The organism is Eoetvoesiella caeni (assembly GCF_003315175.1).
In the GTDB taxonomy this organism is placed as follows: Bacteria; Pseudomonadota; Gammaproteobacteria; order Burkholderiales; family Burkholderiaceae_B; genus Eoetvoesia; species Eoetvoesia caeni.
Map to the genome: position 1 here is coordinate 1 of NZ_QNRQ01000017.1, position 12,983 is coordinate 12,983.

Annotated in this window: 16 protein-coding genes; 4 read left to right on the forward strand and 12 right to left on the reverse strand. The window is 52.3% G+C overall.

Going from position 1 to position 12,983, the window contains the following annotated elements; translation table 11 throughout:
* The 3 genes from DFR37_RS23180 to DFR37_RS20245 form a co-directional block, all read right to left on the reverse strand.
* Positions 1 to 318 (reverse strand): protein-disulfide reductase DsbD domain-containing protein (locus DFR37_RS23180; protein ID WP_245954050.1); only part of this gene is annotated, 318 nt, incomplete at its 3' end.
* Positions 319 to 488: 170 nt separating this feature from the next.
* Positions 489 to 1,460, reverse strand: a complete 972-nt coding sequence (locus tag DFR37_RS20240) for a F510_1955 family glycosylhydrolase (RefSeq protein WP_211317309.1) — start codon at positions 1,458 to 1,460, stop codon at positions 489 to 491.
* 70 nt (positions 1,461 to 1,530) lie between these two features.
* Positions 1,531 to 1,779: a DUF2933 domain-containing protein gene (locus DFR37_RS20245; RefSeq protein WP_180148093.1), complete on the reverse strand. Its 249-nt coding sequence runs from the start codon at positions 1,777 to 1,779 to the stop codon at positions 1,531 to 1,533.
* A gap of 334 nt (positions 1,780 to 2,113) precedes the next feature.
* Between DFR37_RS20245 and DFR37_RS20250 the strand changes: the two genes are divergently transcribed.
* Entirely contained in the window at positions 2,114 to 2,314 is a 201-nt protein-coding gene (locus DFR37_RS20250) for a heavy-metal-associated domain-containing protein (protein WP_073110236.1), read from the forward strand.
* Between the two features lie 94 nt (positions 2,315 to 2,408).
* Here DFR37_RS20250 and DFR37_RS20255 read toward each other — a convergent pair whose 3' ends face one another.
* A complete protein-coding gene (locus tag DFR37_RS20255) occupies positions 2,409 to 2,735 on the reverse strand; it encodes a four-helix bundle copper-binding protein (protein WP_113934992.1) in 327 nt (108 codons plus the stop codon).
* A gap of 299 nt (positions 2,736 to 3,034) precedes the next feature.
* Between DFR37_RS20255 and DFR37_RS20260 the strand changes: the two genes are divergently transcribed.
* On the forward strand, positions 3,035 to 3,718 hold the full coding sequence (locus DFR37_RS20260; protein ID WP_113934993.1) for a heavy metal response regulator transcription factor: 684 nt from the start codon (positions 3,035 to 3,037) through the stop codon (positions 3,716 to 3,718).
* Between the two features lie 5 nt (positions 3,719 to 3,723).
* Entirely contained in the window at positions 3,724 to 5,133 is a 1,410-nt protein-coding gene (locus tag DFR37_RS20265; RefSeq protein WP_113934994.1) for a Cu(+)/Ag(+) sensor histidine kinase, read from the forward strand.
* A 191-nt stretch (positions 5,134 to 5,324) separates the two neighbouring features.
* Here DFR37_RS20265 and DFR37_RS20270 read toward each other — a convergent pair whose 3' ends face one another.
* From DFR37_RS20270 to DFR37_RS20305, 8 genes are all read right to left on the reverse strand, one after another.
* On the reverse strand, positions 5,325 to 5,876 hold the full coding sequence (locus DFR37_RS20270) for a cytochrome b (RefSeq protein ID WP_242341926.1): 552 nt from the start codon (positions 5,874 to 5,876) through the stop codon (positions 5,325 to 5,327).
* Positions 5,877 to 5,968: 92 nt separating this feature from the next.
* The gene (locus DFR37_RS20275) at positions 5,969 to 6,661 is read right to left on the reverse strand and encodes a class I SAM-dependent methyltransferase (protein ID WP_211317311.1); all 693 of its coding nucleotides are present in this window, start codon (positions 6,659 to 6,661) and stop codon (positions 5,969 to 5,971) included.
* 77 nt (positions 6,662 to 6,738) lie between these two features.
* Entirely contained in the window at positions 6,739 to 8,109 is a 1,371-nt protein-coding gene (locus DFR37_RS20280; RefSeq protein WP_113934996.1) for an ATP-binding protein, read from the reverse strand.
* Entirely contained in the window at positions 8,085 to 8,747 is a 663-nt protein-coding gene (locus DFR37_RS20285) for a response regulator transcription factor (protein ID WP_113934997.1), read from the reverse strand. The genes DFR37_RS20280 and DFR37_RS20285 overlap by 25 nt, the downstream gene beginning before the upstream one ends.
* A 39-nt stretch (positions 8,748 to 8,786) precedes the next feature.
* Positions 8,787 to 9,539, reverse strand: a complete 753-nt coding sequence (locus tag DFR37_RS20290; protein ID WP_113934998.1) for a COG4705 family protein — start codon at positions 9,537 to 9,539, stop codon at positions 8,787 to 8,789.
* A gap of 88 nt (positions 9,540 to 9,627) precedes the next feature.
* Positions 9,628 to 10,383 carry a COG4705 family protein gene (locus tag DFR37_RS20295; RefSeq protein WP_379881505.1) on the reverse strand — a complete coding sequence of 252 codons (756 nt, stop codon included), beginning with the start codon at positions 10,381 to 10,383 and terminating at the stop codon, positions 9,628 to 9,630.
* Positions 10,384 to 10,495: 112 nt separating this feature from the next.
* Entirely contained in the window at positions 10,496 to 11,092 is a 597-nt protein-coding gene (locus DFR37_RS20300) for an undecaprenyl-diphosphatase (protein ID WP_113935000.1), read from the reverse strand.
* 63 nt (positions 11,093 to 11,155) lie between these two features.
* Positions 11,156 to 11,497, reverse strand: a complete 342-nt coding sequence (locus tag DFR37_RS20305; protein WP_113935001.1) for a PepSY domain-containing protein — start codon at positions 11,495 to 11,497, stop codon at positions 11,156 to 11,158.
* A 104-nt stretch (positions 11,498 to 11,601) separates the two neighbouring features.
* Here DFR37_RS20305 and DFR37_RS20310 point away from each other — a divergent pair, with 104 nt between their 5' ends.
* Positions 11,602 to 12,975 (forward strand): bifunctional DedA family/phosphatase PAP2 family protein, encoded by a 1,374-nt coding sequence (locus tag DFR37_RS20310; protein ID WP_113935002.1) that lies wholly within the window; start codon positions 11,602 to 11,604, stop codon positions 12,973 to 12,975.
* The last annotated feature ends 8 nt before the right edge of the window (positions 12,976 to 12,983 follow it).

Genomic DNA, 12,983 nt, shown 5'->3' on the forward strand with positions numbered 1-12,983 from the left:
GTCGGGTAGGCTGAACGCGATGCGGCTTCGGTATAGGTAGTAGTCCTTGGCGGGAGTCAGTGTGGCGACAAGCGTGTCGAAATCTCGCGCTGTGATCGAAATCTGAAACGCTTTCTCGGGTGGCAACAAATCCGGCATCGAGGACGAGTCCCCAAAAACATCCGTTATGGATCTGAAAAGGCCTTTTGATGAAGGGGAGGCGTTCGGTTGCGTGCTACTGGTGCCAAGGGCTGTTGCCTTGACCGGCTCGTGGCTTGCGCCATACGCCAGCGAAGATACCAGCAAGAGCGCGGTGGCAATGAATCGACTCAGATTCACATCAGGTTCCCATCATCCAAAACATCATGGCTCCCATGCCGAGGAAAGCAAAAACGGCAATGAGGCCAATCACTGCCAGCGCGATCACGATGATTTTTATCAGCTTGTTACTCATGAGGTGTCTAGCCTGCTTGACGATATATGGATGTCAAAAGACAGAATATCGGACCTTATTTATCGCGCGTCGCGCCACCGTCAGCGATTTGCATCCATGTTGCACCGCTATCTCGAGTGACATAAGCACTGCGTTTGAAGGTGGCGATAGCAAGCTCTTCGTGGTGGGCTGGGTTTTGAGCAATGAAGGCGACCGCGTCTTCGTTTAGCGCGGGAAGCGTGATTTTTTCACTAGCCCCGCCATCCTTCAGGCTCATGCGGCTTAGCAAGGGAGAGTTCGCGTAACTGCTAACCCAAAGGTGCTCGCCATCCAAGTCGAACCACTGGGCTAACACCCGCGTGTCCGCAACCCGAAGCGCAAAATGATTGCCTGCATCATGCGACAGGTACAACCCGTCGGCGGCACCCGCGGCGACGATGCTGGCATTGCTGGGATGCACGGCCAAGGCGTTAACTTTCGTCTTTAGGCCATTGACTGCTGCCTGAGTCCATGTCATGCCGTCCGTTTGGGTCGCATACAAGCCGGGCTGGGGCATCCGCGTATTGGGACGATAATTCAGAACGTAGATCGCATGGGTCTCGTAGCTGGTAGCCAACGTATGGAAATCGGACTCGCCTTCCAGCCCCAACTGCCGCCACGTTTTTCCTGCATCAATACTTTTGATAAGACCGAAGGGATTGACCAGGGTCGAGCCCGCTGCCGGATGTCCGCTGCTGTAAAAAGCCCCGCGTGTGGCCGAGAAACCCATGTAGTCATGTTCAGGTCCCGCCATCTTGGACCATTGGCCATCGGAATAGACTGCGATGCCATGATGGCTCGGGATAAGCAGCTGTTTACCGTCTACGCTATAGGCAAGCCCGTGCACGTGCATGAGTTGAATCGGCGCTGACCCGGTTATTTCCTTCGTCGCTTGTGTTGTCGCAGATGGTTTAGTGCCGGCTGTAGCTGCGGTAAATCCACCAAACGCCAATAACGAGGCAAATACTGTTGTCGCCATTGCGGTGAAAATCGTTTTAGAACGAAACATGTGATATCCGATAATTCAAGTGTAGCCAGCCATAACCTGCGCTCGAGCAAGATTGAGCGCAACCAGTCAACTAGTCTTTGAGCTGTATTTGTCCGGTCAGTGGTTTGGAGGGCGCTTTATCGGCTTGATCCTTTTCGACGCTTTGCTCTTTGTCGCACGACTGCATGCCTTTCATCATGAACACCATCATGAGAGGACATATTAGGAAGAACAGGAACGGCGCGCTGGCCGCGATCCACTCACGGGCAACGGGTAAGGTCGCGTACGCGACGGCAACGACTACGCCTAGGCCAAGGCCTGTCTTGATCATTGTTTTCATATCACATTTCATCATCGTTCCTTCAAAAAGCCAGGTGACTTCAGACCTATCGAGCAGGTAGAATGAACAGCGGGTAATCCACTGTAGTGGCCCGTTGCTGTCAATTCGATTACCCGCTCATTACATGTTTGTCATGTTGGGTCAAAACTTCGATGGTGACGATGCAATTTCTTGTTACCAGAACAAAACCAGAAACGGCGCGCCTCTTGCTCGGCTCTAAAAACTGGAACCGCATTTCAGCCAGAGCTGGTAAATACTGCTTCGCGCAAGCTTGACATTGCCGTAGCAGCAAGGTCTACAGTGTCGTTATGATGCCTTGTTTTAGGAGAGCGTAATGATTGAATTCGAAGTGAAAGACATGACGTGTGGCCACTGCGTGGATACGATTACTCGTGTGGTTAAAGAAACCGCCCCAACAGCCTCTGTTCACATTGATCTTCCCCAACATTTAGTACGCGTTGATGGAGTATCCGGTTCAGGTGCTCTCGAGCGCGCCATTCGAGAAGTTGGCTATACACCTGTGCTCAAATCTTAAAGAGCCAAAGGCTGCTAAGCGGCTGGCCCTGGCTTTTTCATTTCTGCGTTCTCTTTTATTTCAAGAGGGCAGATCGTTATCAATAGCCCATTCTTCAGGCCATTTGCCTGCACGCTTGTGCGCACTTTTGGCAAGCTTCAGCACAGCGCTGACAATGATCCATCTGATGCTTGGCACATTCTTGGGCGCAAGCCTCGCAGATGTCTGCACATACTTGACAAATCGTCTGGGCAAATTCACTGCCGCGCGCCATATAGCTGGCCGCTAAACGACAGATTTGTGCGCAATCCATATCAAGCTGAATGCAACGCGCCATGGTTTTTACATCTGACTCGTCCAGGCATGAGGTCGCACAGTGGTCACACGCCGTGGCACATGCATAGCAGGCGTCGATGCAAGATTGATACTGTTCATGAGGCATAGTTCTCTCCAAGGATTAATACAAGCTAATAGAAGACGGTTATTTAAAAAATAAACCAGCTCCTGTACGCAGCAACCGCTATGCCGCCTACCCGATCTTTCAATTCAACACTGGCCATGCTATCGCTCAACGCACTAAAGGAAATTGGATTAGGCTTAGTTCAATTACAATTTTGTAATCAAACCGTCATGCTCGTGTCAGCATGAGGTAGGTAGAGTTGGCGGTGAGTGCTGATCGTGCTGGCTCGGCACGTGCCCTGTTATGGACACAAAACAGAAGAAATTCGCAGGAGCGATCCCATGAAACTGCTCGTCGTTGAAGATGAGATAAAAACCGGCGAGTATGTGCGTCAAGGTCTGATGGAATCCGGTTTTATGGTTGATCTGGCCCGAACGGGATTGGATGGGCACCATCTTGCGCTAACAGAACCTTATGATCTGATCATCCTGGATGTCATGCTGCCCGATGTTGATGGCTGGCGTATTGTTCAAGCGTTGCGCGAAGCGAAATCAGCTACACCGGTATTGTTTTTGACGGCACGCGATAGCGTGGAGGACCGGGTTAAAGGTTTGGAGCTGGGCGCTGACGATTACTTGATTAAACCTTTTGCTTTCTCTGAACTGCTCGCACGGGTGCGTACGTTATTGCGCCGAGGAACCACGCCGGTCTTTAATGATCAATTACAGGTGGCCGACCTCGTGCTGGACATTCCGCGTCGGCGGGCGAGGCGACAAGAGGTACGCATTAACCTGACAAACAAAGAGTTCGCACTTCTGGAGCTGTTGGTGCGCCGCCAAGGCGAGGTGTTACCGCGTTCCCTGATTGCCTCCCAGGTGTGGGACATGAATTTTGACAGCGACACCAACGTCATTGACGTCGCGATTCGGCGCCTGCGCGCCAAAATCGACGACGCCTTTGAACCAAAGCTTATTCATACCGTTCGCGGCATGGGATATATGCTTGATGTCAGCAGCGCGAGCTGAGTAGAGTGGCACGCCGCCCCGCGTCCCTAGCCCTTCGCCTGACCGTATCCATTGGAGCGGTCATAACAGTGGTGCTTCTTACGTTTGGATGGATGGTCGAACGATCCATTAATAGCCACTTTGTTCAGCAGGATGTCGATGAGCTTAATGCCGTCGTTCAATCACTGACGCAGTCTCTCTCCGGACCGCCAGCCAGTCAAGAACCAGATGCGCTGAAGCATCGGCTGGCCGCTGCGGTATCAGGTCACCATAATGCGCAATTTCGTGTATCGGACATTCATGGAAATGTGATTTATGCGACCCCGAATTCCAACCTCGATAGTTTTGCGCGTTTGGCTTCCTCTGTGGACCGGATTGATATCAATTCGGTGACGATCTGGCGCGATAAGGGGCAGACATACAGAGGCGCTGTCGTGCAGCAAATGCAGAAAGGCCTTCAGGATGGCGAGCCTTTAACCTTAGCTGTCGCCACTGGCATCAATTTTCATTTGCACTACCTTGAAAGCTTTCGCAGTTACTTAAGAATTATTACCATGGCAGCCTGCCTGATTGCGATTCTGGCGACATGGCTTGCTGTGTATCAAGGGCATGCGCCGATACGGCGTATCAGCCGCGAAATCCGTCGAATCAAATCCGACCAGCTATTTATTAGGCTTGTTCCTAGTACGGTTCCGGTGGAATTAACTGAGCTGGCCGTGTCATTTAACGACATGCTAGATCGCATCGAAGAGGGTTTTCAACGCCTCTCGAATTTTTCGGCTGATATCGCCCACGAGCTGCGCACGCCCATAACGAATCTGAAAACGCAGACGGAAGTGGCTCTCTCGCAAGCGCGTAGCCTTGAACAGTATCGCGAAATCCTGTACTCGAACCTGGAAGAGTACGAGCGCATGGCCAAAATGGTCGGCGATATGCTGTTTTTGGCGCAGGCCGATAATAATCAGCTCAAACCGGAACTGGTCAGCGTGAACCTGGTCACTGAAGTGCAGGCGCTCTTTGACTACTTCGAAGCGTGGGCCGAAGAACGGTCCGTTTCATTGATACGCAAAGGTCCAGCCTTATGTGTTCAAGGCGATAGATTGATGATTCGCCGCGCGCTGAGTAATCTTTTATCCAATGCCATACGCTATACCCCTTCGGGGCAGGCGGTCACAGTTTGCCTGGTGGTTAACAGCAACGACACGATTGTTATTCGTGTTGAGAACCCGGGATTGACGATCGATCCCGAACATCTTCCAAGATTGTTTGACCGGTTTTACCGTGCGGATCCTTCACGCCAACGTAAAGGCGACGGAGCTGGGTTAGGTCTAGCCATTGTCAAATCGATTATTGATACACATGGCGGCACCATTACTGCAAAAGATGAGGATGGACAAATGGTTTTTGAGATCGCACTTCCTAAAGCCACGGTTTAATAAAATATTAGTTATCAATAATACCCGATACGATTGCGAAGGAGCTTTTATTGCAACGTGAATCACGCTTATGTTGATAGCCACATCGGTATGAGACATGTCTGGTCATGGATTTTTCTCGTCAGACGCGGCGGCATACATATCAGCGCCATTGCACTGATCTGTATGTGATTCCCAACTTTGCTTCATGCTCAGAGCATTTTCCGCAGAGTATTGTCATGCAATATATAGTGATGCCACAAGGCAGCCAGAGCATGCAGGCCAATTACGTAATAGAAGATATTCCCCAGTAGCTCATGAGTATCCTTAGCTAGTGGAGCAAGCGCCGCGTTGGCGCCGACCACCGAAAAGGACCAGCCCGAGCCCATCAGGATTACCGGGTGCCCTTCCAAATTGAAGATCAAGATCCCAAGCAAGGGCTGCACGATGATGAATGCATAAAGAGCGATATGCGCCGCTTTGGCGAGAAAACTCATCAAGGCTGAACCGGGTTCATCTGGCGGTGGGGTGTGGGTTAGTCGCCAGCCCACCCGTGCGAGCGACAGACTCAGCACGAAAAGCCCAGCCCACACATGTATCCCGGTCCAGAATTCACGTGTGTCGCTGCCTTTGGGACCGCGCACGTTGATCGCCACATAGGCGATCACTACCAACAAGAAAATCGCCCAGTGCATAAAAATCGCGGGCTTGTTATAGCGGACGATTACGCGATCTCCTTGGGATATCGAGGATGTCATTTTCATTTGAATTCCGTGGGTATAAAAGCACTCATCTGCGATTTCGGAAAAATAACTATGGTGTGATCGCCTTCTTTTCCTATCTATTTTTCAATGACTTAATCACTGTCGGCGTTCCCGAATCCTGGGTAAATTTCCTGGTGTCTGACGATTTTCCAGATTCTGGCTGGCGGAACATTCAAGAGTACCGTATCCAGTTTGTGTGCTCGCAGTCCGAGTCTGTCCAGCAAGCGCAGCGGAATCGGACTGCGCCAGCCATAAGAAAAAAGATATAGGGCGCCATTTTCCCGTAGCGCACCGAATGCTCCTTGCAGTATGCGAAATTGCTGTTTTACTGACATGTTCCGCAGCGGCAGGCCACAGACTGCCGCCCCTGTTGTGTTATTCAAACCTATGGGCATAAGGTAGAGCCGGCATGCATCGATACATAACACTTGGGCCCGGGGAAATTTAGCGTGCAAATTACTCGCAAAAAACGGATCAACTTCGACTAATACCAAGTCCTGAGGCAAGACGCCACGTTCAATGATTTTTTGCGTAAAAACGCCCGTACTACACCCCAGCTCAAGAATAGGGGCGTGCGCCGAACTGATTTCACGCGTAATGGCAGCACATAACGCAGGCCCAGAGGGCAAAATCGCGCCCACCTTGGCCGGATGTTCCCGCCAGCCCTTCAAAAACAGCAAACCGTCTGACACAGCATTGTTGTGAGCTAGTTGATAAAGACCCAAACTTACGGCTTTTGCCCATAAAGGAAAGGGAGTGCGCGATAGTGTTTTTGAAAAAGGCATTATTTATTCTCGCAGTGAATTTTCTAGCCGTTCGAGGCTGATGTACACCACGATATGGCTGCACACTTAGGACAGGCTTAGATTGACGGATTTGCCGCAATACGGCGAAACACCACTCTGACGCGTAAGCCTGCGGTCGGCTCTTCGCCTCCTGAGCGGTCCAGCGTTACCTCTGCGCCCATGCGTGCCGCAATCGCCGCAACAATGGACAGTCCCAGACCGGAGCCCACCTCGTCATTGCCCAGCACGCGATAAAATGGATCGAACACCCGCGTACGCTCTTCCTTGGGAATGCCCGGACCTGTGTCATCTACCTGCAGGACTACGTGACTGTCAGCGCTATGGACGGACAAATCGACTCGTCCACCTTCAGGGGTGTACCTGATGGCGTTTTCGACGATATTCTTGACCAAAATTTTCAAGTCAATTTCGGATGCCCATACCACGGCGCTGGCATCGCCAATCACGCCCAGGTCGATATGCTTGGCCTGAGCCAAGGGGATTAAATCTTCGAGCACTTGGCGAAAAACGTGGTCAAGAGACACCTCGCCGACTTGTCGGTCATCCAACTCTTGGGCGCGGGCCAATGCCAGTAGTTGTTCCAGCAACGCCCGTGCTCGCCGCAAGCCATTCTGTAATACCCCGAGCCTTTGCTTTGCCTGAGCCGACATATCGGCGGCGCCCAGCAGCTCGGCCTGAAGAGAAAGCGCCGTCAGTGGTGAACGAAGCTCGTGGGCCGCGTCGGCCACAAAACGGCGCTGCAGCGCGACCGATTGCTCAACGCGAAACAATAGCTGATTAATTTCGCTGACAAAGGGACGAATTTCCGAGGGAATGTGGGCTTCGCTGAGTGCGGTCAAATCCTGCTCTGAGCGCTGACTGAGTTCTGATGCCAGTTGCTTTACGGGTTTGAACATTTGACGAATCAATACGCCCACTAACAACAACAGGATGGGAACAAGAATCACAAACGGCAAAAGCGTTCTTAATGCGCTGTCACGGGCGATTTCGTCTCGTGCGGTCGTGCGTTGGCCTATCGCCACCCGAGAGCCGGCGGTAGATGTGGCTACAAACAATCGCCATGCTTCATCGTGTACGCGCAACGTCTGGATGCCATCGGGCAGATTTGCAGGCAAGGCGAGTGCGGAATCTCGTGATACGGCCAAGGGCGCATTGCGCTCAGGCAGCGCTTGCACAACAATCCGCGATTCAGGATCGGTATCGGGTACCTCTTGAGGCAGCGGAGCCTGGCTGATAGGCAGTGGATAGCGGTGGATTAGCGCTGCCATTTGCCGCAGCTGATCATCTTGCAATTCGTTCGCTTCATGAAAAGCGGAAGCGAAAGAGAATACGCCAGCGGCAATCGCGATACCCAGAATGACCGTCGAGAGCCAGACCGAAAGCCGAAGCTGCAACGATTGCTTTACTTTGCCTTGGAGACCATCCATCCCATGCCCCTAACGTTCTTAATGACATCCTTGCCCAGCTTCTTGCGAAGGGAGTGGATCAGGAATTCCACCGCGTTACTTTCGACTTCTTCGTTCCAGCCGTATAGGCGATCTTCCAATTCCACCCGTGACAAAATGGCCCCAGGACGAATCATCAAGGCATGCAATAGGGAATATTCTCGTGCGGACAAATGACTGGTCGTGCCGTTTAGCCCCACCTCTCGGGTGACGGGATCCAGGGTAAGTACTCCATTGGACAGTGTGGGGCCGGACACGCCACCCTTGCGGCGAGAGACAGTGCGCATTCTTGCCAACAACTCGGCCATCTCGAACGGCTTTAATATGTAATCGTCCGCGCCACCGTCCAGGCCTCGCAGGCGATCGTCCAGGCTGTCGCGCGCCGTAACGATCAATACGGGAACGGGGTTCTCTTGGGCGCGTATCAAGCGCAGCACCTCCAGACCATCTTTGCCAGGCAGCCCGAGGTCAAGCAACACAAGGCCATAGCTTTGTGCCCGCAGCGTAGTCAGGGCGTCGGTCCCACTGCGAACCCAGTCCACTGCATAGGTGGCGTCTTTAAGCGCCTGCTCCACTGCTTCGCCGATCATCCGGTCGTCTTCGACTAGGAGCACGCGCATTGCTTCGCCTTCAGTGTCTGAAAGGTAGGTTCAAGCCATTTACCGGATATGCGCACGTTGCGCCGACCCACGATAATGTTGCCAGGTTGCATAAACGATACACGATCCCAGAAGAGCCACCAGAATAAGCGACGAGTTGATGGTGCCGACGCCCAAGCCACCACTTTCCAACGGCTTGGTAAACAAATCGCCGAAGGTAGCACCAAAGGGCCGTGTAAGCACAAAGGCAAACCAGAATATAGCTACTTTGGAAAACCGGGTGTAGAAAGCAGCCAGCGCCAAAAGAACGAGCAGTCCACCGATGAGCAAAGCGCCTCCCGCAAATCCCAGACCCGACGTGTCGGCGAAGAAGTCGCCCAATGCCGTACCCAAGGTATTGGAGCACAGGATAGCGATCCAATACAGCAGTTCGGTCTTGGATGATTTGATTTTATCCACCGCCAGCGGCTGGCCGCTCATACGCCAGAACGCGAAAATCGCGAGTAATATCCCAAGCAGAATAGCGGACCCTTGAAGATAGCCCAGTTGCAGCGTGCGATCCATATAGTCTGAAATGGTCGTGCCCACCATAGTGGTTGAGAGAATCACGCTCCAGTACAGGACAGGGTGGTATTTTTTGGCAAGTAGTTGAGGAATGACCGTAAGCAGAAAAAAGCCGAACAGGACAAGGGAACTGACTGCGTAACCTAAATTCAACGTTATGGAGAGCAAGTCGCCGGAGGTTTCTCCTAGCGTGGTGGCCGCTATCTTCATGATCCAAAATAGCAGCGTAATGGGTGCGAGCTTGTTCATTGTTCATTATCCATCTGTAAGAGGAAAGTGGCGGCCGATAGCCTGCAAGAAACAACCTTGGTGCCCGCCACACTTAGGCAAAAAATACTTAAGCTATGTCGCCACGAGCGCAAGCTTCATTTCTGCGGGTAACGGTCAAATACCCCACAAGGGCGAGAATGGTCAAAAGAAAAAGCGCACTTGTTCCGATTGTTCCCAGACCCAAGCCTCCATTGGCCGTGGGTTGAGATAGAAAATCGCCGCAAGAAGCACCAAACGGACGCGTCAGGATATAAGCGATCCAGAACGCGGCGACAGCATTGGCTTTAAAGACGTAGTACGCAATGGTCACCACGGCGATTAGTCCACCAAAAATCAAGGCCGATGGGGCGTAACCCAGTTGTAGTCCTTCGGCAGCAAGGTCGCCGGCTGCCGTGCCCAAGGCAAACGTAAAGAGGATGGCCGCCCAGTAAAAGAGCTCACGCTTGGTCGTAAATATTGAATGGATCGAAAGCGTTTTTTCGCTGACATACCAACAAACGAACGTCGCGATTAGAGCCACGCTAAATAGCGTTGTAGTGGTTTGCAGCGTTACGCCAAAATTATCGACAAGGTTATCGGTCAGCAGTGTTCCAAAAATACTGAGCAAGACGACCGTGAGCCAGTAAATCCAGGGAACGTATTTGTTAGCACGAATCTGAACAACGAGAAAAGCTAGCAACAACATTCCCATAACGATGGAAGTGCCCGTTAAACCCAAATGCAAATTAACATTCAAAAAATCGGCGGCTGTTTCTCCTACCGTGGTCGCCAAGATCTTGATGATCCAGAAGTAGATGGTGATTTCGGGAACTTTATTAAGCATTGACCGGGTGGTTGGGCTTATAGATAAATTCATGACGACTCGCATAAAGTAGGAGTATGGCTGGCCCGGAAGTCACTACCCCACGCGCCGCCAGACTGAGGTTCAGACAGCACTATTGCTTCATCCAACCGCGGCGGATGAACGGCGCAAAGAGCACTCGGTAGACGGCCGTAATCAAACGCAACGCAGGCTCTACCAATCGATACCCCTCTCGTGCACACAACCAGGCGCTAAATCCCGCGACCATTGCGGCTCCAGCCATATCAAGAGGAAAATGAACCCCAAGATAGATACGGGCCCAGGCAATGGGCAATCCCAGCAAAGCTAGGGTCGCACCGGCAGCACGTGTGCGGCGATGCATCAGAAAGCTGAACGAGACAGCCCACAGTAAGGTCAGATGGTCACTTGGAAACGATGAGTCAGCCACATGTGACAATAGGGTATGGCCTAATCCCATCATAAAGGGCCTGGGGTGCTGCCACACCAAGCCAATCATCTGATTAATCAGTAGCGCGGCCAATCCCGATGCCGTCGCCTCCAGCATCAGACGGCGTATGCTTTCGTTTCCTCGTAACCAACCCAATATCAGGACCGCGGGGACGATCCATATGGCGTAGTCCGCCAACCCTTGAGCGAGCATTACCAACGCCATGCTTGGGTGTTGGGGAGCGTTCAGAAGCAAAAAGAGTGCTTGATTGATATTTTCCACGAAGGCCTCCAGATTGGATCACCGCCGGCATGCGGTTATATGCGGCGGTGATCCAGCCCCGATTTAGTCTTTCTTGTCGTGGCTGTCATCCTGGTCGACCTTGTCTTGGGTAGACGAGATCACGGTACCTTTGTCGGCATCGACTTTTACGTCGTAGACCTTAGTACCGCTTGCTACTTCCACATCGTAGGCCCAGCCACTTTTGGTATCTTCGTACTCGGCGTGAACCGCCTTGCCGTTGACATGTTGCTCGGCCGCCGTAATGGCCTGCGTGAGCGAAATTTTCGCCTTGCTAATCGCTAGGGCATCGTTTTCAAGGCTGGTGGCGCTTGTGGCGGCATAGCCTACAGCGGAGGCCGAAGCTAAAATGGCAGCGGCAAGGACGCTTTTCGTATAACGGGACATGGTCATTCTCCAAATAAAAGTACGCAGAAAGTTGCGTTAGGATGGAGAATACGGAGTCTGACTTAGCTGAAACTGAGCATTAACAACAAATATCAGGGTCCACCATGCTGAATTACCTTATCGAGCTTGTCACCCGGGCGGGGCATTGGGGTTATTTGGTCATTTTTGTGGGAGCCACATTGGAATCCGCTGCTTTTCTGGGCGTGATAGTACCTGGGGAAAGCCTGGTTCTGGTTGCAGGCTTCTTAGCGGCACAAGGAGTTTTTGACCTCGATGTATTGATTATGGTGATCGCGGTTGGCGCGGCTCTGGGCGATAGCCTGGGTTATGAAATGGGCAGATACCTGGGCCGGCCAGCGCTGCTGCATTATGGGGCACGTTTCGGGCTCACTGAAACACGCATCGCAAGAGCAGACGTTTTCTTCACGCGGCATGGGGGCAAGGCGGTTTTTCTCGGACGATTTGTCGGATTTGCCCGAGCGTTGGTGCCTTTCTTGGCCGGCTCGTCCAAGATGCCATATCGACGCTTTCTGCCCTATAACGTGATGGGTGGGCTGCTGTGGTCGGTCGCCGTAACACTGCTTGGATACTTTCTAGGCGCAAGTTGGCAGCTCGCGGCTGGGTGGATAGGAAAGGCAAGCGCTATCCTGGGCGGTATCCTGGCATTTGTATTAGGCTTGATATGGTTGTGGCGCTGGGCAATGCGCCATGAAGATGCGCTGCGGTCGGCATGGTCTCGATTTTTGCTGCGACCGCGCATTGCGGCGTTATGTCGTCGCTTTGAGCCGCAACTGGCGTTTATTAGGGCGAGGCTTTCTCCCAACGGCTATTTGGGGTTACGGCTGTCTGTGGGAGCCGGCATTCTTATTGCAGCAAGTTGGCTATTCGGTGGTATCGCAGAAGATGTGGTGACTGGCGACCCGATCACCGTCATGGACATGCATATCGCGCACTGGTTGCATGCGCATGCGGCGCCATGGTTGACGCACAGTATGCAAATGATGTCCATGCTGCACGACACCATGGCAATCACCATAATGACCATGGTGTTTGCCGCAATCCTCATAGCGAAACGGTATTGGTACTGGTTGCTGAATTTGGTCTTGGCGGTACCAGGCGGCATGCTGGTCAATGTCTTGATGAAGCAAGCATTTCAGCGTACGCGTCCCGTCTTTGATCATCCTTTAGTAAGCCTTACTAGCTACAGTTTTCCGAGCGGCCATACAGCGGCTAGTACCTTGTTTTATGGGATGCTCGCCGCATTGATTATTACCAAAACAGATTCATGGAGCTTACGTGTATGGACGGCTCTTTTGGCATTTGCCCTTATCACTCTTGTCGCCTTTAGCCGACTGTATCTGGGCGCTCATTATCTGAGCGATGTCCTGGCTGCCCTTGCGGAAGGCCTTGCGTGGCTCGCGCTCTGTCTAACGGCAACGCATACCTATTGGCAGCAGAAACAACAAAAATATCTTTAATTGACCAA